Source organism: Streptomyces sp. GL_141 (genome assembly GCF_057834385.1).
This window is the reverse complement of record NZ_CM174402.1, coordinates 8,308,046-8,332,030: the sequence shown is the minus strand read 5'-3', so window position 1 is coordinate 8,332,030 and position 23,985 is coordinate 8,308,046. Positions and strand designations below refer to the sequence as shown.

Sequence of the window (23,985 nt, the reverse complement as noted above, 5' to 3'; positions counted from 1 at the left end):
TGGGCCCGGTCGGGTGCTCGACGTGATCAGGCGTCCCCGCCCCGCGGCGGGTCTTCTCCCCGGGGCCCGGGTGCCTCGGCCGCCGCCGGGTCCAGGATCCGGTTGAGGAAGCCTCGGGTCCGCTCCTCCAGGGGAGCCCCGACCACCTGGGCCGCCGGGCCCTGTTCGACGATCACTCCGCCGTCCATGAACACGACCCGGTCCGCGACCTCGCGGGCGAAGCTCATCTCGTGGGTGACGACCATCATCGTCATGCCCTCGCCCGCCAGGACCCGCATCACCGCCAGCACCTCACCGACGAGTTCGGGGTCCAGCGCGGAGGTGGGCTCGTCGAAGAGCATCACCTCCGGGCCCATCGACAGGGCCCGGGCGATCGCCACCCGTTGCTGCTGGCCGCCGGACAACTGGGCCGGGTACGCCTCGGACTTGTCGGAGAGGCCGACGCGCGCGAGGTTCTTGCGGGCCACGGCCTCGGCCTCCTCCCTGCCCCGGCCCAGGACGCGGCGCTGGGGCAGCGCGAGGTTCTCGCGCACGCTCACGTGCGGGAAGAGGTTGAACTGCTGGAAGACCATCCCGATGCGGCGGCGTACGGCGTCGATGTCGACGTCCGGGTCGGTGAGTTCGGTTCCGCCGACGAACACCCGGCCCTCGCTGGGCTCTTCGAGCAGGTTCACACAGCGCAGCAACGTCGACTTGCCCGATCCGGAGGGTCCGATGACGCACACCACCTCGCCCCGGGCGATGTCGAGGTCGATGCCGCGCAGGACGTGGTTGGCGCCGAAGGACTTGTGCAGTCCCCGGATCTCGATCTCCGGGCGGTCCGTGGCCGTCGTGTCCACCGCTGGGGCCTCCTGATGCATGTCTTCCTCACACGGCCTTGTCCGCACGGGCCTCCAGGCGGCGCACCACGAAGCTCAGCGGCACGGTCACCAGGAGGTAGCACAGGCCCGCGACCAGGATCGGGGTGGAGTTGGCGGTCTGGCTGGCGAGGTCCCGTCCGAACTTCGTCAGTTCCCGCTCCGACAGCGTCACACCGAGGAACAGGACGAGCGAGGAGTCCTTGAACAGCAGGACGAGTTCGTTGGTGAGGGGCGGGATGACGATGCGGAAGGCCTGCGGGATGACGACCGAGACCATGGCGCGGGCGTGCGAGAAGCCCAGTGAGCGGGCGGCTTCCATCTGCCCCTTGGGCACGGCCTGGATGCCGGCCCGAATCGTTTCCGCCATATAGGCGGCGGCCACCAGTCCCAGTCCGATCGCGACCTTGCCGTACGTGCCTCCGGGGATCTCCGTACCGGGGAACGCCAGGGGTACCGCCACACCCACGAAGATGAAGATCAGCAGGGCCGGGAGCCCCCGGAACAGCTCGATGTAGACGCTCGCGACCCACCGGTAGGGGGCCACGGAGGACAGCCGCATCATGGCGATGACCAGGCCGAGTACCAGACCGAGGAGGAACCCGGAGGTCGTGTAGATCACCGTGTTGCGCAGGGCGGTGGTGATGATCTCCGGGAAGAGCCGCAGCGCCAGGTCCTTCTGGGCGAACTGGTTCTGCAGCCTGCCCCAGTCCGCGGACACGGCGACCAGCACCAGCACGGCGGCGAAGAGCGCGTACTGCAGTCCCTGCGAGACCCGGCGGCGCTGGCGCCGGGTCAGCCGGGAGGTCACGGGGTGGTCTGGGGCAGCGGGCCGATCCACTGCTCGTAGAGCTTCTTGTAGGTGCCGTCGGCCTTGGCGTCGGTGATCGCCTTGTCGATCGCGGCCACGAGGGCGGTGTTGCCCTTCTTCACCGAGAAGCCGTACTGCTCACCGGTCTCGATGTTCTGCCCGAGGGTGAACTCGGCGGCGTTCTTGGGGTCCTTGAGCCAGCCCTGGACCACGGGGTAGTCGATGACGACCGCGTCCACCTGGCCGGTGCGCAGTCCGTTGATGACCGCGTCCGAGCTCTCGAAGGCGACGGGGTCGAAGCCCTGGGCCTTGGCGTAGCTCTCGCCGGTGGTCTCGGCCTGCGCGCCCAGCTTCTTCGACTTCGCCTTGAGGTCGGCGAGCGAGGTGATGCCGCTCTTCTTGGTGGCGAGCAGCGCCTGCGTGGCGTCGAAGTAGGGGACGGAGAAGTCGACGTTCTTCTTGCGCTCGTCGGTGATCGTCATGCCGGCGGCCGCGAGGTCGCACTCGCCGGAGTTGAGGAAGGCGCCGGTCTTGAAGTTCTCGAAGGGGGTGTCGAGGATCTTCTGCTCGACCTGGAGCCGGGTCGCCACCAGGTCGACCAGGGCCACGTCGAAACCGACGACCTTGCCGTCCTTCTCGAACTGGAACGGCGGATAGGGCAGGTGGGTGCAGGTCGTCAGTTTGCCCTTCTCCACCACGGGCACTCCGCCGGCCGCCTCGCTCGGGCCGTCATCGCCCGAGGAACATCCCGCGACGAGGAACGCGCCCGCCGCCGCGGCCGCGGCGACGCGGATTCGGGGGCCGGCGGGGCGCTTGCGGTTTCCTCTGGCCGTCCGGAACACGGTTGACCTCCACGAGTGCGGGTCGATCGGCGATCACGGGCGGGATCGTCCGCGGCGATCGTAAGCCACGGGCGGTGCCCGCTGAGGGATCTTCCGCCATGCGTTCCGGGGACGCCAGGGCGGATCCGGCCAAGATCGCCCGGATGCCCGCGGGCGGCGGTCCGTCCGCCTCCCGGCCGGGGCGGCCCCACGAACCCGCCCCGGCGTCGCGCCCCGCCGCCGCCGGTGCGGTCAGGGGGTGAGCTCGCGGCGGCGCCGGCTGATCGAGTCGGGGTCCCAGCCCGGACGGGGTACGGAGGCCAGCAGCAGCCGGGTGTACGGGTGGTGGGGGTCGGTGAGGAGCTCGTCGACCGGGCGGTGTTCCATCGTGCGGCCGCGGTACATGACGAGCGCCTCGTCGCAGACGTAGCGGACGACGGCCAGGTCGTGGCTGACGAAGACCAGGCCGATCCCGGTGTCGCGCCGGATGTCGGAGAGCAGGTTGAGCACCTGCGCCTGTACGGACACGTCCAGGGCGGACACCGCTTCGTCGAGCACCAGGACGGCGGGTTCGACGGCCAGCGCCCTGGCGATCGCGGCGCGCTGGCGCTGGCCGCCGGAGAGCCGGCGGGGCAGGGCGGCCGCCTCGCGGTCGCCGAGGCCGACCTGGGCCAGCAGTTCCCGTACCCGTGCGGCCCGGACCGTCCGGTCGGACCACCCGTGCAGCCGGAGCACGCCGTCGACCGTCTCCCCGATGGAGAGCCGCGCGTCCAGGGAGAGGTAGGGGTCCTGGAAGACGATCTGGACCGCCTTGGCGCGGGCCAGCCGGGCCGGCCTCCCCCGTACGGAGGCCGCCAGCGGCCGGCCCTGGACCAGGATCTCGCCCGCGTCGGGGCGTTCCAGGCCGATCAGCATCCGGGCCGTGGTGGTCTTGCCCGAACCGGATTCCCCCACGATGCCGAGCGCCCCGCCGGCCCGTACGGAGAACGACAGGTCGTCGACGGCGACGACCTCCGTCCCGCCGGTCCGGTAGGTCTTGCGCAGTCCGGTCACCCGGAGGAGTTCCGGGGTGCTGTTCGCGCTCGACCCGGCGTCCTTGCCGGACTCGGTGTTCATCGGTCCTCCTTGAGCGCGAGCCGGGGCGTGAGCTCGGGCGCGAGTTCGGGCGCGAGTTCGGCGGCGCGGTGGCAGGCGACCTCGGCCGGGCCGTGCGGCAGGAGCCGCGGCGGCGATTGGTCGCAGCGGCCCGGTTCGGCGAACCGGCAGCGGGGTGCGAAGGCGCAGCCGGGGGCCGACTCCAGCAGGCCCATGGGGGCGCCGGGGATGGGGGTGAGGCGGGCCGCGGGGCCTTCGAGCGGCGGGGACGAGCCGAGCAGGCCCGCGGTGTAGGGGTGCCGGGGGGAGGCGAAGAGTTCCGCCACGGGAGCCGTTTCGACGATCCGGCCCGCGTACATGACGTAGATCCGGTCGCTGACGGAGGCGGCGAGCTCGATGTCGTGGGTGATGAGGAGGAGTCCGAGGCCGCGTTCGCGCTGGAGCCGGCCCAGGACGGCCAGGATCTCGGCCTGGGTGCTGACGTCGAGCGCGGTGGTCGGCTCGTCGCAGAGCAGGAGCTTCGGTTCGGCGGTGAGGGCCGCGGCGATCACGACGCGCTGGAGCATGCCGCCGGAGAGCTCGTGCGGGAACTGGTTCAGGTGGCGGACGGGGTCGGGCAGGCCGACCGCGTCGAGCAGTTCGGCGGCCCTGACGTTGGCCCGGGCCTTGGACCAGCCGTGCACCAGGCGCAGCGGTTCGGTGAGGAAGTCCCCCACCCGGCGCACCGGGTTGATGGCGGCCCGGGGGTCCTGGTAGATCATCGCGGCCTTGTTCGTGCGCACCTCGCGCAGGCTCGCGGGGGTGGCGCCGACGAGGTCGGTGCCGTCCACCCGGACCCGGCCGGAGGTCTCGGCGCCCTGGGGGAACAGGCCGAGGGCGGCGCGGGCGGTGACGGACTTGCCGGAGCCGGATTCGCCGACCAGGGCGACGACCTCGCCGGCCGCGACGGTGAGGCTGACGCCGTCGAGGAGGGGGCGGGCCATCGCGGGGAGGGTGACGCGCAGGGCTTCGTAGTCGAGCAGTGTCATCGGGAGTCCCTCCCCGCGAGGCGGTCGCCGAGGTCTTCCCCGACGACGTTGAAGGCGACCACGACCAGGACGACCGCCACGGCGGGCGCGATCGCGGAGAGCGGCTGGCCTTGCAGGACGGCCGCCTGCCCCTGGTTGATCATGGCTCCCCAGTCGGGGGTCGGCGGCTGCACGCCGAGTCCGAGGAAGGAGAGGGCTGCGAGGTCGAGCAGTGCGTAACCGAAGTTCACCGTCGACTGGGCGAGCAGCGTCGGGGCGATGTTGGGCAGCAGTCTGCGGACGGTGACGTACAGGGGCGAGTGGCCCTGCACCTGGTAGGCGGCGATGTAGGGCCGGGACTTCTCCCGGACGGCCAGGCCCCGTACGAGGCGTGCGGTGTACGGCATGTAGGCGATGGCCATGGCGATCACCGGAGCGGTCATCCCCTTGCCGAACAGGGCCACGGCGAGGATCGCGAGGAGCAGTGCGGGGAAGGCGAACAGGACGTCGAGGACCCGGCCGACGGCGGTGTCGATCCAGCCTCCGCGCCAGGCGGTGAACAGGCCGACGGCGGCGCCGAGGAGCGTGGAGAACAGCACGACGGCGAGCGGTCCGGCCAGGCTGGTGCGGGTGCCGACCAGCAGGGCCGAGAGGGTGTCGTGGCCGCCCTGGTCGGTGCCCAGCCAGTGCTGGGGGCTCGGCCCCAGGAGGGTGTCGCCGAGCTGTCCGAAGGTGGGGTCGTAGGGGGCGATCCAGGGGCCGAGGATCGCGACGAGCACGAACAGGACGAGGAGGGCCAGGCAGGTCCGCTGGAGCCGGCTGCCACCGAGGCGGCGCAGCCGGGCGAGCGGGTCGCGCCGGGCACGGGGGACACGGGTCGTGGTGCCCGTTTCGGGAAGGGTGCTCATCGGGCGCTCCCGGCCGCGGCCGTGCGCGGATCGATCAGTGGCTGGAGGAGGTCCACGAGGGCGTTGACGACGACGAACGCGGCCACCACCAGCAGCACGATGGCCTGGACGACCTGGAAGTCGAGCTGGTCGACGGACTGCACCAGCAGGGAGCCCACGCCGGACATTCCGAAGGCGGTCTCGACGATCGCGGTGCTGACCAGCATGCCGGAGACCAGGAGGGCGGAGACGGTGACGATCGGGCCGAGGGCGTTGCGCAGGACGTGCCGCCGGATGACGGTGCGCCGTGGTGCTCCGCGGCTCAGTGCGACCTCCACGTGGTCGCGGCTCAGTTCGTCGAGCATGGCCGAGCGGGTCACCCGGGTGACCAGGGCGGTGAAGGTGACGGACAGGGCCGCCGCCGGGAGGATCACGTGGTGCAGCCGGTCCATGAGGCCTTCGCCGTTGCCGATGGTGGGGAACCAGCCCAGCTGCACCCCGAACACCGACCTGAGCAGCAGGGCGGCGACGAAGGCGGGTGCGGCCGCGCCCACCGTGACGAACAGCATCAGGGAGCGGTCGGTGCGCGAACCCCGGCGCAGCGCGCCGATGATGCCGGAGCCGATGCCGAACACGGCGATCATCAGGCCGGATACGGCGATCAGCAGCATGGAGGAGGGCAGGCGCGACCAGATGACGGAGGAGACGTCCTGGTGGAAGAGGTAGGAGCGGCCGAAGTCGCCGTGCAGCACCCCTTCGAGCCAGTTCCAGTACCGGACCAGGAAGGGTTCGTCGAAGCCGTACTGGCTGCGCAGGGCGGCGAGGTCCTCCGGGCTGGGGCTGCGCCCCTTGATGAGGAAGCTCGCCGGGTCCCCGGGGGCGAGGAAGAGGGAGGAGAAGACGAGGAAGGAGGTGACGAGCAGCGTCGCCGCCATGCCGGCCAGGCGGCGCAGCACCCGTACGGCGCGGGTGGTCGCGGCCTTCGCCGCGGCCGTCATCCCTTGGCTCCGATCTCGGCCGCCCACGGGTAGTAGAGGTAGGCGATGGAGGGCTGGACGCCGGTGATCTTCTTGCCCATGAAGACGCTGACGGGGAGCGTGTAGAGGGGCAGCCAGGGCAGTTCGCGCGAGGCTATCTTCTGCGCCTCGGCGTTGGCAGCCGCGTGGTCCGCCGGGTCGTAGGCCCCGACGGCCTTCTCGACGGCGGCGTCGAAGGCCGGGTCGGACCAGCTGCCGTAGTTGCTGAAGGCTCCGGTCTCCAGGGAGGCGAACATGTCCAGCGGGTCGGTGATGGACGTGTACCAGAAGGTGAGGAAGAGGTCGATGCCCTCGCGGGCCGCGGGGTCGGTGAAGAGGGTCGTGTACTTCTCCGCGGAGAGGGAGTCGATCCGCGGCTTCAGTCCGATGGCGGTGGCGGCCTGGGCGATGGCCTGGGTGATGATCGTGGTCTGCGAGTCCAGCGGGCTGGTCGCGATCACGATCTCCTGGCCGTTCACTCCGGCCTCGGCGGCGAGCGCCTTGGCCTTGGCCGGGTCGTACGGGTACTTCGGCAGGTCCTTCAGGAGCGCTTCGCGGGTCGCGGGGGGCGCGTCGGCCCACAGGTTGTCGGTGACGAGGGAGTCGGAGACCTCGCCGACCCCGCCGGCGCCGGCCTTGACGATGCCCTTGCGGTCGGTGGCCATGAGGAGGGCCTGGCGGACCTTGGGGTTGCCGAGGGGGCCCTTGAGGTTGGCGACGACCTCGTCGGCGACGGTGGTGTTGCGTCCGAAGTAGAGCTTGCCCGCCCCGGTGGAGCCCAGCTGGGTGTAGGCGTTCGGCGGGACCATCCAGCCGCCGTCGACCTCCCCGCTCTGGAAGGCGTTGACGCGGGTGGTGGCATCGGCGAGGAAGACGAACTTCACCTCGCCGGACCTGGCCTTCAGTTCCTGGTTCCAGTACCCGTCGAACCGCTTGAGGGTGAGGGACTGGCCGGAGGTCCAGGATCCGAAGGAGAAGGGGCCGGTGCAGTTCACGCCGGTCTGCGGATTGCCGTAGTCCTTGCCGGACTTGGCCAGGGTGGCGGCGGATTCCACGGTGCCGGGGCCGGCGGCCAGGTACTTGTTGAAGGTGGAGTCCGGCTTGGCCAGGGTGACGGTGACTTCCATCGGGCCGGTCTTGTCGATGGACTTGACGTTCTTGTACTGGTTCGCCCAGACGCTGGCGGTGTCGGGGTCCAGGTTGCGGCTCAGGGAGGCGACGACGTCGTCGGCGGTGAGCGCCGTCCCGTCGTGGAAGCGCACGCCGGGGCGGATCTGGTAGACCCAGGTGGTGGGCGTGGGGTTGGTGTACGAGGCCGCGAGTCCGGGGGAGGTCGTCAGGTCGGGGTTCCAGCGCAGCAGGCTCTCGCAGACGTTGGAGAGGATCTGGTTGGGCGGGAAGTCGAAGGAGTACGCGTAGTCGATGGTGGTCGGCTCCGCGTAGACGGACCAGGTGAAGGAGTCCACGTTCCCGGTGGCGGCGGGCGTCTTGTCCGTGATCTTGTACGCGGTGGCCCGGTCCGCGTCCTTGTCGGCGGCGGCGCCGCTGCAGGCGCTCGTGACGAGCAGGGCGGCCGAGGCGAGGACGGCGGCCGCGGCGTGGCGCATGCGGCTGCGACTCTGGGTGCGGCTCTGGGTGCGGCGGCCCTGGCGCAGCGGGGATCCCGATCGGGTGGATGACATCGTCTGACTCCCTGAGGGATGAGCTCGGTGGGGTGGGTGACGCTCGGCCGGTGGCGGCCCGGCCGGTGGCTGTGCGGTGACGGTGCGGTGCGGATGCGGTCCGGGTGCGGATGCGGTCCGGGTGCGGTGCGGGTGGCCGTCGCTCAGTCGGTCGCGGCGAAGACCAGTTCGCCGTCGATGTACGTGCGCAGCACGCGGGTGTCGGCGATCTCCATCGGGGGGTGCGCGAAGGGGTCGCGGTCGAGGACGACGAGGTCCGCGTACTTGCCCTCCTCGACGGTGCCGGTGACCTCGTCGAGGTGGTTCACCCACGCGCTGCCGGCGGTGTAGGCGGTGAGCGCCTGGGAGAGGGTGAGCGCCTGCTCGGGGAAGAACGGCGGCGCCGGTTCGAAGGTCCCGGTCGCGTTCGGGGCCTCGTCGGGCACGGAGCGGTTGACGGCGACGTGGATGCCCCACAGCGGGTTGGGGCTGCTGACCGACCAGTCGCTGCCCGCGACCAGGCGGGCTCCGGCGCGCTGGAGGTCGCCGAACGGGTACTGGAGGCGGGCCCGTTCCGGTCCGAGGAAGGGGATCGTGAGCTCGTCCATCTGCGGCTCGTGGGCGGCCCACAGCGCCTGGATGTTGGCGGCCGCGTCCAGGCTCGCGAAGCGGGCGATGTCGTCCGGGTGGACGACCTGGAGGTGCGCGAGGTGATGGCGGTTGTCGTTGGCCCCGTTGGCCTCGCGGGCTTCGGCGAGGGCGTCGAGCACCTCGCGCACGGCCCGGTCGCCGAGTGCGTGGAAGTGGATCTGGAAGCCCGCGCGGTCGAGCAGGGCCACCGCCGCGGTGAGCACCTTCGGATCGATGAAGCTGAGCCCGGAGTTGTTGGTGGCGCAGCCGCAGCCGTCGAGGTAGGGCTCCAGCATGCCGGCGGTGAAGTTCTCGGCGATGCCGTCCTGCATCATCTTCACGCTGGTGGCGTTGAAGCGGCCGACCTGTCCGGTGCGGCGGCGCTCCTCGATGTCGGGTATCTGTTCCAGGCCGCGTTCGCGGTCCCACCACAGGGCGCCGACGACGCGGGCGCGCAGGGAGCCCTCGCGGGCGGCGCGCAGGTAGACGCCGTAGTTGTCGGGGTTGCCGGGGAAGGAGCCGATCATGGCGTCCTGCCAGCTGGTGACGCCGAGGGAGAAGAGGTGCTCCTGCGCGGCGAGCAGGCCGGCGAGCGCCTCGTCCGGGGTCGCGATGGGCACGTGGTGTGCCACCAGCTCCACGGCGCCCTCCTGGAGGGTGCCGGCCGGGCTTCCGTCCTCCTCCCGCTCGATCCGGCCGTCGGCCGGGTCGGGGGTGGTGCGGTCGACTCCCGCGACTTCGAGGGCCCTGGTGTTGACCCAGGCGCCGTGGCCGTCCCGGTTGGTGAGCAGGACGGGCCGGTCCGGGACCACGGCGTCGAGCATGGCCCGGGTCGGCGTGCCGCCGGGGAAGACGTCCATCGACCAGCCGCCGCCGCGGATCCAGGCCGCGTCGGGGTGGGCTCCGGCGAATTCCGCGACCACCGCGAGGTAGCCGTCGATGGTGCGTTCCTCGCTCAGGTCGCAGCCGAGCATCTGGACTCCGGCCACCGCGGGGTGCACGTGGGCGTCCTGGAATCCGGGGACGAGCAGTCCTCCGGCGAGGTCGACGACCTCGGTGTCGGCGTCCGCGAGGGAGCGCACGGTGGCCGCGTCGGCGACGGCGATGATCCGGCCGCCTCCGACGGCGACGGCGGCGTCGATCGGGGTGGGTGAGGTGCCGGTGAAGACCCGTCCCCCTACGAAGACGATGTCGGCACGCGGCCCGGTCGGCTGCCTGGTGTTGCCCATCGACGCATCCTTCGGCTCGGCGGGTGAGCCCCGCACGGCTGGTTCGTTGAGGAGGAGTGAACGGGAGCGCAACAATGTTGTCAACGGTGTTGCGCTCGCTCTGTTCCACATCGTTACACTGGCCCCACCATGCCGAAGTCATCCGACACACCCGCCCGGTCCAAGCGCGCGGGCAGCCAGCTCACACCCGACGCGATCATCGAAGCGAGCCTGCGCATCGCGGCTCGCGGCAGCGAGGACGCCTTCACCGTGCGGCGCCTCGGCGAGGAGCTCGGCGCCGACCCGACCGCGATCTACCGGCACTTCCGCGACAAGGACGAGCTGTTGCTGTCGGTCGCCGACCGCACGCTCGGCGAGGTGCTCGACCGCATCCCCGAGGGGCTCGACTGGAAGGACCGGCTGCGGGCACTCGCCGACGGCTCCCTCGAAGTCGCGCTCCGGTACCCGGTGGTCGGCTCGACCATGGCCAGCCGGACCACCCGCAGGCCCAACGAGTTCCGCGTCGTGGAGCTGATCCTCGGCGCGGTGACGGAGGCCGGCCTCGAAGGGGCGGAGGCGGCCGTCCACTACCGGATGGTCGGCGACTCCCTCCTGGCCTACGTCGGCCAGCGCGCCGCCTACCTGCTGTTCGACCCGGAGGTCCGGGCCGCCGACGAGTCCTCGTGGAACCGCGAGTACCGCCTGGTCGACCCCGCGGGCTTCCCCAACATCACCCGGCTCGGCGCCCAGCTGGCCGAGGTCACGGACGAGCAGATCTTCGAAGCCAGGGTCGAGGCCCTGATCACCGCGATCGAGAACCGGGTCGAGGCGCTGCGCGGAGCCTGAACGGGGACGGCCGGCCCCCCGCCGCTCCGTCCGCGGGCACCCGTCCGCGGGAATTCACCTGCCCGAAGTGGCGCAACACCGTTGACAACGGCGTTGCGCCACCGCTCTACTCCCCCTCAGTTCGACTCTTGCCGTCTCCGCAGGATTCCGAGAAGAGGGATCACATGCAGCACGCGCACCAGCCGGCCCACCGCGCCGGCATCCCCGACCCGCTCCGCACCGCGTTCTCGGCCCACGCCGAAGCCCGCCGCCGCGGCATGCCCGTCGCCGAGGTCCTCGGCGAGCACGCCGAGGACTCCCGCCGCGAACGCGCCCGCCGGGCCCAGGAACAGCCCGACCCGGGCACCCGTACGCCCGGCCGCCGCCGGATACTCGGCGCCGCGGGCGCCGCGGCCCTGGCCGCCGCCCTCCCCGGCGGCCTGCTCTCCCCGCGCCGCGCCGCCGCCGCGACCGGCCCCGCCGCCCCGCGCGTCGTGATCGTCGGCGCCGGACTGGCCGGACTGCGCTGCGCGCACCGGCTGTGGAACCGGGGCAACCCGGTCGCCAGCACGGTGTACGAGGCCGACACGACGCGCATCGGCGGCCGCTGCTGGTCCCTGCGCGGGTTCTTCTCCGGCGGCGCGGTCCACGAGCACGGCGGCTCCTTCATCAGCTCCACCGACACCGCGGTCCTCGAACTGGCCCGGAGCCTCGGGCTGCAGAGGGAGATCGCCAACGGCGGCGAACTGCACGCCGGGGACTACGCGGGCTGGGTCGACGGGGCTTCCTACTCCGGGCTCCAGCAGCAGGACGACTGGATCGCCGCTGCCTACGACGCGTTCAGCGCCTCGTACGCGGCCGCCGGCACCGCCCGCTACGACGGCTACACCGCGGAGGCGTACCGGCTGGACCACCTCTCCTGCCTGGACTACCTCGACGAGATCGGCCTCGCCCCCGGCTCCCGGCTCGGCCAGCTGATCCAGGCCCTCCAGCTCCAGTCGGGCGGCGAGCCCGCCGAGGCCTCCGCGCTGGGCATGATCGGCTTCCTCGGGGCCTCGTCGGTCTTCGCCGGCGGGCGCGGCTTCGACGAGAAGTACCACCTCATCGGCGGCAACGACCAGCTCGTCAGCGGGATGGCGGCCCAGCTCCCGGCCGGCACGGTCCGCCGGGGCCACCGGCTCGTCGCCCTGCGCCGCGGCGCCGACGGCTCGTACACCTGCGTCTTCGACCAGGGCGGCAGTACGGTCTCGGTGCCGGCCGACCACGTGGTGCTGGCCCTGCCCTTCAGTACCCTGCGCGAGGTCGACCTCTCCGGAGCCGGGCTCTCCGCCCGCAAGCTGACCGCCGTCCGGCAGCAGGGCATGGGCCAGAACGCGAAGATCGTCACCGAGCTCTCGGCCAAGACCTGGCCACAGCTCGGGTACAACGGCATCAGCAACACCGGCCCGGTCGGCTACCAGACCGCCTGGGACGGCTCGGTCGCGGGCGCACCCGCCGGAACACCGTCGCTGCTGGTCAACTTCCCCGGCGGGAACACCGCCCGCGACGTGCTCACCGGGGCCGCGCACGGCCCGGCGCCCGCCGCCGACGTCGACTGGTTCCTCTCGCAGATCGAGCACGTCTACCCGGGCACCCGGGCCGCCTTCACCGGCAGGGCGTACGAGGACCACTGGTCGCGGGCCCCCTGGCAGCGGGGCGCCTACCACTTCTACAAGGTCGGCCAGTACACCTCGATCGCCGGGTGCGAGGGGCTCCAGGAGGGCCGGATCCATTTCGCGGGCGAACACACCGACGTGGAGAACTCCACGCTGAACGCGGCGGTTTCCTCCGGCGAGCGCGTCGCGGCCGAGATCAGCTGCCAGATCTGATCCCGGGCCGCGCGCAGCGCGCCGGAGCCCCGTGCGGTCACCTCGGCGGGGTCACTGCCGCGGGGTCAGCCGGTCCCACAGGAAGGTGTGGACCAGCGCCTCGTTGAAGGCGGTCTGCCCGTGGTCGGTGGCGCCCGCGTGGCCGCCGCCGAGGTGCTCGTGGAAGAGCACGGGGTGCCCCGACTCCCGCAGCCGGGCGGCCATCTTGCGGGCGTGCCCGGGGTGGACACGGTCGTCGCGGGTCGAGGTCAGCAGGAGCATCGGGGGGTACGGGGGCCCGTCGGTCCGGACCTGGTGGTAGGGGGAGATCCCCTCCAGGTGGGGCCGGTCGGCCGGGCTGTCGGGGTCCCCGTACTCGGCGATCCAGCTAGCTCCGGCGAGCAGCTTGTGGAAGCGGAGCATGTCCATCAGCGGCACGTGGGCGACGACCGCGCCGAACAGCTCGGGGTCGCGGGTGAGCATCGCGCCCATGAGCAGCCCGCCGTTGCTGCCGCCTTCGATGCCGAGCTGGGCGGGGGTGGTGACGTCCCGGGCGATGAGGTCCCGGGCCACGGCCGCGAAGTCCTCGTAGGCCCGGACCCGGTTCGCGCCGAGCGCGGCCTTGTGCCAGTCCGGCCCGTACTCGTGCCCGCCCCGGATGCCGGCCACCACGTAGGTGCCGCCGCGCGCCAGCCAGGCGCGGCCGGTGACGGCGCTGTAGGACGGGACCATGGAGATCTCGAAGCCGCCGTAGCCGTAGAGCAGGGTGGGGCCGGGGCCGGTGCGGTCCTCGGGGCCGACGACGAAGTACGGGACCTCCGTGCCGTCCGCGGAGCGCGCGAAGTACTGGCGGACCGCGAGGCCGGCCGTGTCGAAGAGGGCCGGGCCCTGCTTGACGGTCTCGTCCGCGCCGGCCGGAGCCGTGCCCCGGTAGAGGGTGGACGGCTGGAGGTGGCCCGCGACGTTCAGGAAGAACTCGTCGCTCACGTCCGGGTCGGTGCCGGTGACGGAGGCCGTGGACAGCGGCGGTACGCCGGACAGGGGGGTGCGGCTCCAGCCGTCGGGGCCCGGCCCGGGGGTCAGGATCTCCAGCCGGGAGGAGACGTCGGCGTTGGTGGTGAGGATCAGGTGGTGGCGGGTCCAGCTCCAGCCCGCGAGGGCGGTGTGCTCGTCCGGGGTGAAGAGCACCGCCGCTTCCCGCTCCCCCGCCCGGAAGGCCTCGAAGTCGAAGGCGAGCAGGCTGCCCGCGACGTGGCCGAGCCACGGGGACTTCGGCGCGACGAGCAGCCACTCGCGGTGGACGGAGGCACCGGCGTCGTCGGGGACGTCGATCTTCTCGGGCCCGGCCGTATCGGCCGTGCGGGCCGGATCCGGGGTTCCGTCCCCGGGGAGGAGGAGCAGCTCCCCCTGCCAGAAGTCGATCTGGCGGTGGACGAAGTCCCGTTCAAAACCGGGCGTGTCGTCGTGCCAGCCGGAGGCGGACAGGTCCGTCGGCCGGCCCTCGTAGACCAGTTCCGCCTCCGCGAGGGGCGTGCCCCGGCGCCACCGGCGGACCTGGAGGGGGTAGCCGGACGCGGACATCGAGCCGGGGCCGAAGTCCGTGCCGATCCAGACCAGGTCCCGGTCGATCCAGCCGATCCGGGTCTTGGCCTCGGCGACCTCGAAGCCGCCCGGGACGAACTCCCGGTCCACCAGATCGAACTCGCGCACCACACAGGCGTCCGCCCCGTCCCGCGACAGCATGACCAGGGCGTGGCGGTGATCGGGGGCCAGGACGGCGGCGCCCGCCCAGGCCCACTTCTCCCCCTCGGCCTCGGCGAGCGCGTCCAGGTCCAGGACCCGCTCCCAGTCGGGCCGGTCCTTGCGGTACTCCTCCAGGGTGGTGCGCCGCCACAGACCGCGTACGTGGTCGGCGTCCTGCCGGAAGTTGTAGAGGTGGCGTCCCCGCCGGGTCGTGTACGGGATCCTGCCGTCGTCGTCGAGGACCTCGCGGACCTCCGATTCCAGCACCTTGAACCCGGGGTCCGAGGCGAGCGCGGACACCGTTTCTTCGTTGCGTTCACGCACCCAGGACAGGGCGGCCTCGCCCGTGACGTCTTCCAGCCAGAGGTAGGGGTCTTCATCGCTCATCCGCCGATTGTGCAGGATCGGAGGGCAGCCGGGTCCCCGCCCGGGCAACCACCGAAATTCGGTTGCCGGGGGAAGGACGGGAGCCCACGATGGCCCCTCGTGAGCAGATCCCGTTTCGCCTCCGTACTGCCGGACCTCTCCCCGCTGCGGTCGAGCCCCGATTTCCGGCTGCTGTTCTACCAGGGCACGGTCACCTTCTTCGGCTCGTTCATGGCGATGATCGCGCTGCCGTTGCAGATCAAGCATCTGACGGACTCGCCGCTCGCGGTCGGTGCGATGGGCGCGGTGGAGCTGCTCCCGCTGGTGGTCTTCGGCCTCTACGGCGGCGCCCTCGCCGACGCCGTGGACCGGCGGCGGCTGATCCTGCTGACCGAGGCCGGGCTCGGGGTGCTGGCCCTGGTCCTTCTGGTGAACTCGGCCCTGCCGACCCCCCTGCTGTGGCCGCTGTACGTGGTCGCGGCGTGCGTATCGGCGCTGACCGGCCTGCAGCGGCCGGCCATGGATTCGCTCATGGCGCGTATCGTGCCGCACGACCAGCTGACCGCCGCGGCCGCGCTGAACGGGCTGCGCTACCAGTTCGGCGCCATCGCGGGTCCCGCGGCGGCCGGCCTGGTCGTCGCGTACGCCGGGTACGCGTCCGCGTACGCGGTCACCGTCACGGGGTTCTTCGTATCGGTGCTGCTGTGCCTGCGGCTGCGCCCGGCGCCGCCCGCACGGGACGCCGAGCGGCCCTCCTTGCGGGGGATCGCCGAGGGCGCCCGGTACGCGTGGAGCCGGCCCGTGCTGCTCGGCACGTACGCCGTGGACATGGCGGCGATGCTCTTCGCCTTCCCGAACGCCATCTTCCCGTTCCTGGCGGACGAGCTCGACGCCGTGTGGGCGCTGGGTCTGATGTACGCGGCGGGCGCGGTGGGCTCGCTGGTGCTGGGGCTGACCAGCGGCTGGGCCTCTCGGGTACGCCGCCACGGGCTGCTGGTGGTCTGCGGGGCGGGGGTGTGGGGGCTGGCCATCGCGGCCGCGGGCTGGTCCGGGAACATCTGGTTCGTGCTGCTGTGCCTCGCGGTGGCCGGCGCGGGCGACATGCTCAGCGGGCTGGGGCGCGCCACCATCTGGAACCAGACGATCCCCGAGGAGCTGCGGGGCAGGCTCGCGGGCATCGAGGTGCTCTCGTACACCGTCGGCCCGCAGCTCGGGCAGGTTCGCGCGGGTGCGATGGCCGGCTGGACCGGTACCCGCTCGGCCTTCTGGAGCGGCGGACTCGCCTGCGTGGCCTCGGTGGCGTTGCTGGCCGCCCTGCTGCCGAAGCTGATCTCCTACGACGCGGACACGGACGAGGACTCCCTGCGGCAGCGGGCCGCGAAGGCGGAGCCGCAACCGAGCGGGTCGACCGCCTGACGTGCGCCCTCACCCCGCGGGTGATTCCTCGCCCGGGGTGGGGCCGCGGCCCGCGAAGGCGGTGGTCAGGGCCAGGGCCAGCAGGAGCCCGCCGGCCGCCGCGGCCAGCGCCGGGCCCGGCCCCCACAGGGTCCAGGCGGCGCCGAAGAGCAGGGAACCCGCGAACCGCGCCAGGGCCTGCGCCGTCTGGAGCACCGCCAGCCCGGTCGTGCGCAGCCCGGGGGGCAGCAGCGGCCCGGCGGCGGCCATCAGCACCCCGTCGGTGGCCGCGTAGAACAGGCCGAGCAGGCCGAGGACCCCGAGCACGAGCACGGGGCCGGGCGGTACGGGGGTCAGGAGCAGCAGACAGGCGCCGAGCAGCAGCAGGTGGCCGCCGAGGAAGACCCGGTGGCGGCCCAGCCGGTCGGCGAGCCGGCCCACGGGCACGGCGGCCAGCAGGAACACGGCCGCGGTGGCGACCGGCAGCAGCGGGAACCAGACGGCCGGCAGGTCCAGGCGCCGCTGGAGCAGCAGGTAGAGGAAGGCGTCCCCGACGGTGAACAGGCCGAGCACGGCAGCGGTCAGGCAGAGCCGTCGCAGGCCCGGGATCCGCAGCAGGCTCCGGGCCGGAGGCGTCCCGGCCGCCGGCGCGGGCGCGGGGCTCTCCCGTACGAACAGGACCAGCACCAGCACCCCCAGCACCGCGAGGCAGCAGCTCACGGTGAAGACGGCCTCGTACCCGTCCACCGCCACCCACAGCACGCCGAAGGCGGCCAGCGGTCCCAGCAGGGCCCCGGCCGTGTCCAGCGCGCGGTGCACCCCGAAGGCGCGGCCCTGCTCCCCCGGCGGGCAGGACAGCGAGATCAGCGCATCGCGCGGGGCGGTGCGCAGTCCTTTGCCGGTCCGGTCGGCGGCGAGCACCGCCGCCACCGACCAGGGTGTGGTGACCGCGAGCAGCGCCGCCTTGCAGGCGGCGGAGAGCGCGTAGCCGGCGCCGGCGACGAGCTTGCGGCGCTGTGTGCGGTCCGAGACCCGTCCGCCCACGAGGCGCAGCAGCGCGGTGGCGCCCTGGTTGAGCCCGTCCAGGGCGCCGAAGGCGAGCGGCGACATCCCGAGTCCGGCCACCAGGTACAGCGGCAGGACGGCGGTGACCATCTCCGCGGAGACGTCCGTGATCAGGCTGACCATGCCGAGGGCGAGCACCGTGCCGGGGACGGCCCGCAGGGGGCCCTTCCGGGCCGGAGGGTCTGCGGCGATGTCCGCCGCACGGCTGGTCGACAGGTACACGGGTGCCTCCTTCACGCTGTGGGAACCGGGTGGGTCAGAACCAGGTCGGTCAGAACCAGGTGAGGGTGAGGGGGAAGGTGGTGGTGGCGGTGGTTGGGGTGGTGTCGGTGGCGGTGGCGGTGATGTGGAGGGTTCCGGTGGCCCAGGGTTTGCCGGTGATGCGGCCGGTGGTGGCGTCGAGGGTCAGGCCCCAGGGGAGTCCGGTGGCGGAGTAGCGGACGGGGGGTTTCCCGCCGGTGGTGGTGAGCTGGATGGTGCAGTTCTGGTTGAACTTGCAGCTCTGCGGGCCGGGGTTGACCAGCTTCAGCTCGGACGAGGTCGAGGTCGGAGTCGGCGTGGGGGTGGGGGTCGGGGTCGGGGTGGACGTAGGTGTCGGGGTCGGAGTCGGGGTCGGGGTCGTGGAGCTGAACACCTCGCTCATCGGCTGGACGTTGGCGGCGTTCCCTGCGTGCGTCGTGCCGAACAGGTCCTCGAAGGTGCGCAGCAGGTTGTAGTGGTTGAAGGCCGTGGAGTACGTGCCCGTTTTGACGTTCGCCCCGTAGAAGACGGTGGCGATCTGGTTGGAGCCGAGGAAGTTGTCCTCGTCCCAGGTCAGCACCAGCAGGCTGTTGTTGGCCTTCGCCCACTGCGCGTAGGCGTCGATGTTGTTCTTCGTCCAGGTGTCGCCCGTGCCCACCGAGCAGGAGTGCATGTCGTTGCACTGGTTGGGGACGATGAACGACAGGTTCGGCAGCGCCGCGAAGTTGTTCTGCGGGAACTGCGCCCAGGTCTTGCCGGTGTTGAGCGGCACGTTCTTGAAGGCGAACCACGGGTTGTGCTTCTGGGCGTACTGGCCGTTGGTGCAGGCCGTGGAACCCTCGCTCGGCAGGTCCTCGTTGTACGTGGCGAAGGTCTTTCCGGCCGCGATCACTTCCTGGCCGAGGTTGGCCGCGGTCATGGACTGCGGGGTGTAGCAGCCGTCCCCGGTGATGCCCTGGGTGGCACCGGAGAACAGGTTGAAGTAGTTCGGCTGGCTGGGGTGGGTCAGCGCCTTCATGCCGGTCAGGCTCGCGCCGCCGCCCGCGAGCTGGTTGATGTACGGGGCGTTGGCGCTGCCCATGATCTCGCCGTACTGCTTGTTCTCGTACACGACGACGACCACGTGGTCGTACGTGGGCAGGGCGGCCGCGGCGGTGGGTGCCGCGGAACCGCTTTCGGCCGCCTGGGAGTTGGCGATGGTGAAGGCGCCCAGCAGGCCCAGGGCGCCGAGGCAGGCGACCAGGGCGGAGCGGTGGATCCGGTGTCTCGCGCGAGCGGGCGTGCTCGCGCTCTCCGCCGTCGCGGGATGGAGGGGCATGGGTGGTTCCTCCTCGTGGTGAGTGGTGTGGTGCTCGGGTTCGGGGTCGGGGTCGGGTGTGGGGCCCGCTGTCGGGGCCCGGTCTCAGGCCTCGCGGCGGGCCGCGCCGGCCACGGTGATGTTCAGGAACCGGGGCACGGGCAGCCCCCGGTCGCGGAAGTCCTCCGCGACCGCCGCCCGGACCGCCGCCGGCCGGGCCTCGGGCAGCAGGACCAGGACGCTCCGCCCCGGCCGCCGACCGGGCGGCCAGGCGCTCAGGGCCCCGGCCCGGCGGGCGCATCCGACGGCCCGGGCCAGTTCGGCCGTACGGTCCTGCGTGCCGTCGCGGTCCGGCCGCAGGGCCAGCAGCACCAGGCGGGACCCCGACCCGGCCGGGTCGAAGACCACGTACCGCTGCCGGTGCCGCCGGGGCTCCGGCCGGGGCGGGCCGTGGCCGAGCAGCAGGGCCCTGCCCGGCCGGGCGAAGAGGGCGCCCCGGCGCAGGGGGTCGTCGCCGTCCGGCAGCGCCTGCGCCATCAGCCGGGCCAGCCGGGACCGGTCCGGGTCCTCGCCCGGCGGGGTGTGGACGTCGGCCACCGCGAGCGCCACCGCACAGTCGGCGGCCTCCTCCGTGGCCAGCCCGGCGGCGGCGGTGAGGGAGCCCTGTACGTGCAGGTCGGTACCGCCGCGGCCGTAGCCGGCCCGGGCCAGCGCGCGCAGCAGGGCGTACGGGCGGGCGGCCCAGGCCGGGGTGGATGGCGGCGGCCCGGACAGGGTCAGCGGCAGGTCGCAGCCGTCCGCCGGGTGGGCGAGGGAGCTGAGCCGGACCAGGCCGTCGGTGCGCGGGGCCGCCGCGGCCGCCACCGGCCAGCCGGCTGCCGCGACGAGGCCCGGGGAGCCCAGGTGGAAGGTGTACGGGGCGCTCCAGACGGCGGCCGGGGGGCGGCCGTGCGCGGCCTCCAGGGCGTAGGAGACCAGGCGGAAGAGCGGGTCGGCGGTGGCCCGGCGGGCGAGGTCGCCTCCGGCGAGTGCACCGGTGCCGGTTCCGGTGGTGCCGGTTTCGGTGGGACCGGTTCCGGTGGGACCGGTTCCGGACGGTGCCCGGTCCGCCTGGGCGCCGGGGCCCGTCACCGCTCGTCCTTGCGGGCCAGCATCCGGTAGGCGTTGCCGCCGTCCGTGCGGTGGGCCACGGCGGTGCGCAGTCCGTCGAGCACGGCCGCGGCGGCGAAGCAGGGCAGCGAGGCCAGCCGTACGGCGCCGGTCAGGGCGCGTCGGCCGGGGGTGGCCGGGGGTCCCCAGGGCCGGTCCGGGTCGGGGGCCAGCCGGGTCACGGTCAGGGCCACCGCGCCGAAGAAGTCGTTGCCCTGGTGGGCGGCCCCGTGTTCCTCGGCAAGGACGGTGAAGCCCCGGTCGGCCAGTGCCTCGCGCAGGTTCGAGGAGGGGATCAGGTGCTGGTGCTGCGGCTGGAACCAGGGCAGCCAGGCCGGTCCGAGCAGCCGGGCCATCCGGGACTCGGGGTCGGGGAGTTCGATGGTGAGGTAGCCGCCGGGGGCGAGGACGGCGGCCGCCGTGTCCAGTTCCGTGAGCGGGTCCCGGGTGTGCTCCAGGTAGTGGTACATGCTGACCACCTCGTACTGGCCCGCCAGTTTCACCGCGAACTCCGGGAACTGGCCCTGGTATCCCGTCTCCACCCAGCCGCGCCGCTCGGCCTCGCGGACCCCGTCGCCCATGTCCAGCCCGTCGAAGCGGGTGTCGGGCCAGGCGGCGCGGGCCGCGTTGCAGAAGTGGCCGTGGCCGGTGCCGACGTCGAGCCAGGACACGGGATCGGTGTGGGGGCGGAGCATGTCGGCCCGGCCCCGGTAGGCGGCGCCGAGCCGGCCGAAGACGGTGGCCGCGCCCTCGCCGCCGCGGCCGTCGTAGAAGTCGCGGTAGTAGAACTCCAGCCCCTCCGGGGAGAGTCGGGGGTTCTGGAAGACGTGCCCGCAGGCTCCGCACTGTTCCAGGGTGAAGCGGCCGGGCTTGCCCTGGAGCAGGTCGGGCACCCGGACCCGGACGGTCAGCTGTCCGGAGCCGCACCAGGGGCAGTCCGGCCGGCGCGGTTCGAGGAACCGGTCGGGCCCGGCGGCCAGGTCGGCCCGGTACGCCCGGACGGCCTCGGCGCGGACCGACGCGGCACGGTCCGCCTCGGCGCGGACCGCTTCCGCTCGGACCGCCTCCGCCCGGGCCACTTCCGCCGGGACCGCTTCTGCCCGGATGCCGGTCCGTTCCGTGTCCCGCGCGGCGGCCGGGCCGTTCGCCGCACGGGGCACGGCCCCGGGTCGCGGCGTACGGGGCGTCGCAGCGGCCGTACGCACAGCCGCGCCGAGGGAGCGTACGGGCCTTGCGGCCGTGGCCCGGGCCAGGTCGCCGGGACGCAGGGGCGCGCCGGGCCGGCCGAGGGCCAGGTAGGGCTGGATCCAGTACAGCCCCGCCGCGGCGGCCCCCCACCGGCCCTGCCGTACGGCGACCCCGGCCAGCAGGGCCAGCCCGGCGAGCTGGGCGGCGGCGAGCGCCCCGGGCGGCAGTCCCTGGGCCCGCAGTTCGGCCGCCCGCGCCGGTCCGCCCGAGCCGGCGAGCGGTCCGCAGCTCAGGGCGGGTGCGATGGCCAGTCCCGTGGCGTCGGCGGCGTACTCCTTCACCCGCCGGATCACGGCCATGAGTTCCGCCGGGGTGGCGTCCGGGCCCGCCGGGTCCACCCCGGCCCGGGCGAGCACCTCCTCGGCGACGAGCACGGCGAAGCCGGCCCCGCGCCCCTCGCCGAGCCGGTCCTGCCGGTATCCGGCCGGGTCCACCAGGCGCAGCAGGCCGAGCAGCCGCTCGGTGGGCAGGTCCCCGGGCAGCAGGTCCAGTACCCGCAGCCCCTCCCGGTCGGCGTGCGCGCAGGCGGCGAGGAAGGTGGCCGCGTCGGGCTCGACCCCGCCGGCGGTGAGCAGCCGCCAGCCGGCGGCGCGCGGCACCCCGGCGTCCGCGGGTGCGGCCATGGGCAGCACGGGGACCGCCCGCAGCCGGCGGGCCGTGCGCACGGTGCCCGCGCCGAGGGCGGCGATCAGGAGGGCGGAGGTCCACCGGACGCCGGACGGGAGGAGCGGCACGGAAAGGGGGGCCCGGGCGGGGGAAGGGAGCGGGGAGCGCGTCATAGGAGTTCCTCCAACCGGTCGGCCGCGGCGGCGGCGCCGCCGGCCGCGGCGAATGAGGCCTGGATCCGCCGGGCACCCCGGCGGTGGCCGGGTTCGTCCAGTACGGCCGTCAGGGCGTCGCGCAGTTCCTCGGCCCTGGTCCTGCCGAACCGCACCCGCACCCCGGCGCCGGCCTCCACGACCTGCCGGGCGACGATCGGCTGGTCGTCGCGGATCGGCGCGACCACCAGCGGCAGCCCGTGCGCGAGGGCCTCGCAGACGGTGTTGTGGCCGCCGTGGCAGACGACGGCGTCGAGGTGCGGGAGCAACTCCAGCTGCGGGACGCTGTCGCGCAGCAGTACGTTCCAGGGGACCGCCCCGACCAGCGGGGCGGGGGCGGCCAGCACCAACTGGACGTCTCCCCCAAGGCGTTCGGCGGCGCCGAGCACCGCGCCGTAGAAGCGGCCCCCGGCCTCCTGGTTGAGGGTGCCCAGCGAGACGAGCACCCGTCGCCGCTCCGGGTCCAGCTGTTCCCAGGGGAACCGGGGAGCGGGCGGGCGGGCTCCGAAGGCCGGGCCGACGAAGGCGTAGTGCGGCGGGAACTTCCGGTCTCCTCCGACCAGTTCGCGGCTGGAGAAGACCAGGACCAGCCGCTCCGAGAACCGCGGATCCCAGACCGTGCCGGCCGGCTCGGGGCCGCCTCCGCACTCCGCCAGCAGTCCGGCGATCTGCGCGGCCACCCACTCCCCGACCTTCGGGAAGTCCGCGAAGGGCAGGGTGAGTTCCGCCGAGGTGCTGGCGGAGGTCACCCAGGGCACCCCGAGCCGCCGCGCGGCCACCGGTCCGGCCAGGGCCTGCTGATCGGCGACCAGCACGTCCGGCCGGAAGGCGCCGACCGCCCGGACCACGCCCGGGAGCATCGCCCTGGCCAGCGGGACCAGCGCCTCCTCCCAGAGGAACCGCAGCGCCCCGACCCCGCGCAGATCGCGCCAGCGGGCGTGCAGCAGGGCGTAGTCGCCGCCCGCTTCGGCGCCCGCGGAGAGGATCCGGGCGTGTTCGGGCAGCAGCCGGGACAGCGCCCCCGGCGGGCCGGTCCAGGCGACCTCGTGGCCGCGGGCGGCCAGTTCGGAGCCGACCGCCACGGTCGGATTGACGTGCCCCGCGAGCGGCGGCACCGTGAAGAGCACCCTCATCGGACCAGCGCTCCCGCCCGCGATCGCACCGGCGTCGTCGCGACCGCGGATGTCGCCGCGGCCGTGGCATCGAGGTGGGCGAGTACGGCCGCTCGCAGCGCTCCGCTGCTCTCCTTCAGCACGTCGTGCCCGAGGCCCGGCAGGATCTCGACGGCGGTGACGCGCGGGGCGTGGCGGGCCAGTTCCAGGGCGCCCGGGACCAGTTCGGAGTGCTCGCCGCAGACGATCAGGACGGGGCAGCGCAGTCCTGCGTAGTCGTCCGGGGTGAAGGTGCGGCTCGCGGCTATGTCGTCGATGAGGGTGGTGCGGTTGAGCAGGTCGTCGGCGATGGCCGTGAGGTTGGCCGCCTTGCGCAGCCGCAGCGTGAGCAGTTCGGCGGGTACCGCGCTGTCTTCCAGGCCGAGCGCCGCCGCCGACAGGGTGTCCACCATGTTGTCCACCCAGGCCCCGCTGAGCGGGGGTTCGAGCAGGGTGAGCCCGGCGACCAGATCGGGCCGGGCCAGGGCGGCGTGCAGCGCCAGGGTGCCGCCGTAGCTGTTGCCGACCAGGTGCACCGGGCGGTGCCCGAGGCCGAGGGCGCCGAGCAGGGCGAAGAGGTCCCGTACGGCGGTGCGGCTGTCGTAGCCGGTGGCCGGCCGCTCGGTACGGCCGTGGCCGCGCAGATCGTAGAGGACCACCTCGTGCCCGGCCCGGGCCACCGGGACGGCCAGGGGGCAGTAGAAGGAGGAGAGGTTGTCGACGACCAGCCCGTGCAGGAACACCACGACGGGGCGGTCGGTGGCGTCGGGGCCGTCCGCGTGCGCGGTGGGCGGGAGTTGCTGGACGTGGAAACGGACGGTACCCGCGGGAACGAAGGCCATGGCGGG

At 73.3% G+C, this 23,985-nt stretch carries 19 protein-coding genes; 3 read left to right on the top strand and 16 right to left on the bottom strand.

Annotated features, from left to right (window positions below; translation table 11 throughout):
• Nucleotides 1-26 precede the first annotated feature (26 nt).
• The 9 genes from AC3IX6_RS37020 to AC3IX6_RS36980 all read right to left on the bottom strand — a co-directional run bounded on the left by AC3IX6_RS37020 (nt 27) and on the right by AC3IX6_RS36980 (nt 10,014).
• The gene (locus tag AC3IX6_RS37020; RefSeq protein WP_489367682.1) at nt 27-860 is read right to left on the bottom strand and encodes an amino acid ABC transporter ATP-binding protein; all 834 of its coding nucleotides are present in this window, start codon (nt 858-860) and stop codon (nt 27-29) included.
• Between the two features lie 7 nt (nt 861-867).
• A complete protein-coding gene (locus AC3IX6_RS37015) occupies nt 868-1,668 on the bottom strand; it encodes an amino acid ABC transporter permease (RefSeq protein ID WP_489367681.1) in 801 nt (266 codons plus the stop codon).
• Nucleotides 1,665-2,510, bottom strand: coding sequence for an ABC transporter substrate-binding protein (locus tag AC3IX6_RS37010; RefSeq protein ID WP_489367680.1), 846 nt, complete (start codon nt 2,508-2,510; stop codon nt 1,665-1,667). Before AC3IX6_RS37010 ends, AC3IX6_RS37015 begins: the two co-directional genes overlap by 4 nt.
• A 231-nt stretch (nt 2,511-2,741) precedes the next feature.
• Entirely contained in the window at nt 2,742-3,605 is an 864-nt protein-coding gene (locus tag AC3IX6_RS37005; protein WP_489367679.1) for an ABC transporter ATP-binding protein, read from the bottom strand.
• Complete coding sequence (locus AC3IX6_RS37000) at nt 3,602-4,612, bottom strand: ABC transporter ATP-binding protein (protein ID WP_489367678.1); 1,011 nt, start codon at nt 4,610-4,612, stop codon at nt 3,602-3,604. Before AC3IX6_RS37000 ends, AC3IX6_RS37005 begins: the two co-directional genes overlap by 4 nt.
• Nucleotides 4,609-5,499 carry an ABC transporter permease gene (locus AC3IX6_RS36995; protein WP_489367677.1) on the bottom strand — a complete coding sequence of 297 codons (891 nt, stop codon included), beginning with the start codon at nt 5,497-5,499 and terminating at the stop codon, nt 4,609-4,611. The genes AC3IX6_RS37000 and AC3IX6_RS36995 overlap by 4 nt, the downstream gene beginning before the upstream one ends.
• Nucleotides 5,496-6,476: an ABC transporter permease gene (locus AC3IX6_RS36990; protein ID WP_489367676.1), complete on the bottom strand. Its 981-nt coding sequence runs from the start codon at nt 6,474-6,476 to the stop codon at nt 5,496-5,498. The genes AC3IX6_RS36995 and AC3IX6_RS36990 overlap by 4 nt, the downstream gene beginning before the upstream one ends.
• A complete protein-coding gene (locus AC3IX6_RS36985) occupies nt 6,473-8,176 on the bottom strand; it encodes an ABC transporter substrate-binding protein (RefSeq protein ID WP_489367675.1) in 1,704 nt (567 codons plus the stop codon). Before AC3IX6_RS36985 ends, AC3IX6_RS36990 begins: the two co-directional genes overlap by 4 nt.
• A 143-nt stretch (nt 8,177-8,319) precedes the next feature.
• Nucleotides 8,320-10,014, bottom strand: coding sequence for an amidohydrolase (locus AC3IX6_RS36980; protein ID WP_489367674.1), 1,695 nt, complete (start codon nt 10,012-10,014; stop codon nt 8,320-8,322).
• A gap of 129 nt (nt 10,015-10,143) precedes the next feature.
• Here AC3IX6_RS36980 and AC3IX6_RS36975 point away from each other — a divergent pair, with 129 nt between their 5' ends.
• Together AC3IX6_RS36975 and AC3IX6_RS36970 are read left to right on the top strand one after the other, a co-directional pair.
• Complete coding sequence (locus AC3IX6_RS36975; protein WP_489367673.1) at nt 10,144-10,839, top strand: TetR/AcrR family transcriptional regulator; 696 nt, start codon at nt 10,144-10,146, stop codon at nt 10,837-10,839.
• Between the two features lie 164 nt (nt 10,840-11,003).
• Nucleotides 11,004-12,686: a flavin monoamine oxidase family protein gene (locus AC3IX6_RS36970; protein ID WP_489367672.1), complete on the top strand. Its 1,683-nt coding sequence runs from the start codon at nt 11,004-11,006 to the stop codon at nt 12,684-12,686.
• A 51-nt stretch (nt 12,687-12,737) separates the two neighbouring features.
• Here AC3IX6_RS36970 and AC3IX6_RS36965 read toward each other — a convergent pair whose 3' ends face one another.
• Entirely contained in the window at nt 12,738-14,795 is a 2,058-nt protein-coding gene (locus AC3IX6_RS36965; RefSeq protein WP_489367671.1) for a prolyl oligopeptidase family serine peptidase, read from the bottom strand.
• A gap of 99 nt (nt 14,796-14,894) precedes the next feature.
• Between AC3IX6_RS36965 and AC3IX6_RS36960 the strand changes: the two genes are divergently transcribed.
• The gene (locus AC3IX6_RS36960) at nt 14,895-16,190 is read left to right on the top strand and encodes an MFS transporter (RefSeq protein ID WP_489367670.1); all 1,296 of its coding nucleotides are present in this window, start codon (nt 14,895-14,897) and stop codon (nt 16,188-16,190) included.
• A gap of 9 nt (nt 16,191-16,199) precedes the next feature.
• Here AC3IX6_RS36960 and AC3IX6_RS36955 read toward each other — a convergent pair whose 3' ends face one another.
• The 6 genes from AC3IX6_RS36955 to AC3IX6_RS36930 form a co-directional block, all read right to left on the bottom strand.
• Nucleotides 16,200-17,456: an MFS transporter gene (locus tag AC3IX6_RS36955; RefSeq protein ID WP_489367669.1), complete on the bottom strand. Its 1,257-nt coding sequence runs from the start codon at nt 17,454-17,456 to the stop codon at nt 16,200-16,202.
• Nucleotides 17,457-17,505: 49 nt separating this feature from the next.
• Nucleotides 17,506-18,792, bottom strand: coding sequence for an alkaline phosphatase family protein (locus AC3IX6_RS36950; protein WP_489367668.1), 1,287 nt, complete (start codon nt 18,790-18,792; stop codon nt 17,506-17,508).
• Nucleotides 18,793-18,876: 84 nt separating this feature from the next.
• The gene (locus AC3IX6_RS36945; RefSeq protein WP_489367667.1) at nt 18,877-19,902 is read right to left on the bottom strand and encodes a galactokinase; all 1,026 of its coding nucleotides are present in this window, start codon (nt 19,900-19,902) and stop codon (nt 18,877-18,879) included.
• Complete coding sequence (locus AC3IX6_RS36940) at nt 19,899-21,947, bottom strand: class I SAM-dependent methyltransferase (RefSeq protein ID WP_489367666.1); 2,049 nt, start codon at nt 21,945-21,947, stop codon at nt 19,899-19,901. The genes AC3IX6_RS36945 and AC3IX6_RS36940 overlap by 4 nt, the downstream gene beginning before the upstream one ends.
• The gene (locus AC3IX6_RS36935; protein ID WP_489367665.1) at nt 21,944-23,119 is read right to left on the bottom strand and encodes a glycosyltransferase; all 1,176 of its coding nucleotides are present in this window, start codon (nt 23,117-23,119) and stop codon (nt 21,944-21,946) included. Before AC3IX6_RS36935 ends, AC3IX6_RS36940 begins: the two co-directional genes overlap by 4 nt.
• Nucleotides 23,116-23,979 (bottom strand): alpha/beta fold hydrolase, encoded by an 864-nt coding sequence (locus tag AC3IX6_RS36930; RefSeq protein WP_489367663.1) that lies wholly within the window; start codon nt 23,977-23,979, stop codon nt 23,116-23,118. The genes AC3IX6_RS36935 and AC3IX6_RS36930 overlap by 4 nt, the downstream gene beginning before the upstream one ends.
• Between the last annotated feature and the right edge of the window lie 6 nt (nt 23,980-23,985).

Bases quoted from the DNA above. Each gene is read 5' to 3' on its own strand.
- AC3IX6_RS37020 (WP_489367682.1), bottom strand. From the start codon at position 860: ATGCATCAGGAGGCCCCAGCGGTGGACACGACGGCCACGGACCGCCCG.
- AC3IX6_RS37005 (WP_489367679.1), bottom strand. From the start codon at position 3,605: ATGAACACCGAGTCCGGCAAGGACGCCGGGTCGAGCGCGAACAGCACC.
- AC3IX6_RS37000 (WP_489367678.1), bottom strand. From the start codon at position 4,612: ATGACACTGCTCGACTACGAAGCCCTGCGCGTCACCCTCCCCGCGATG.
- AC3IX6_RS36995 (WP_489367677.1), bottom strand. From the start codon at position 5,499: ATGAGCACCCTTCCCGAAACGGGCACCACGACCCGTGTCCCCCGTGCC.
- AC3IX6_RS36990 (WP_489367676.1), bottom strand. From the start codon at position 6,476: ATGACGGCCGCGGCGAAGGCCGCGACCACCCGCGCCGTACGGGTGCTG.
- AC3IX6_RS36985 (WP_489367675.1), bottom strand. From the start codon at position 8,176: ATGTCATCCACCCGATCGGGATCCCCGCTGCGCCAGGGCCGCCGCACC.
- AC3IX6_RS36980 (WP_489367674.1), bottom strand. From the start codon at position 10,014: ATGGGCAACACCAGGCAGCCGACCGGGCCGCGTGCCGACATCGTCTTC.
- AC3IX6_RS36975 (WP_489367673.1), top strand. From the start codon at position 10,144: ATGCCGAAGTCATCCGACACACCCGCCCGGTCCAAGCGCGCGGGCAGC.
- AC3IX6_RS36970 (WP_489367672.1), top strand. From the start codon at position 11,004: ATGCAGCACGCGCACCAGCCGGCCCACCGCGCCGGCATCCCCGACCCG.
- AC3IX6_RS36965 (WP_489367671.1), bottom strand. From the start codon at position 14,795: ATGAGCGATGAAGACCCCTACCTCTGGCTGGAAGACGTCACGGGCGAG.
- AC3IX6_RS36950 (WP_489367668.1), bottom strand. From the start codon at position 18,792: ATGCCCCTCCATCCCGCGACGGCGGAGAGCGCGAGCACGCCCGCTCGC.
- AC3IX6_RS36940 (WP_489367666.1), bottom strand. From the start codon at position 21,947: ATGACGCGCTCCCCGCTCCCTTCCCCCGCCCGGGCCCCCCTTTCCGTG.
- AC3IX6_RS36935 (WP_489367665.1), bottom strand. From the start codon at position 23,119: ATGAGGGTGCTCTTCACGGTGCCGCCGCTCGCGGGGCACGTCAATCCG.
- AC3IX6_RS36930 (WP_489367663.1), bottom strand. From the start codon at position 23,979: ATGGCCTTCGTTCCCGCGGGTACCGTCCGTTTCCACGTCCAGCAACTC.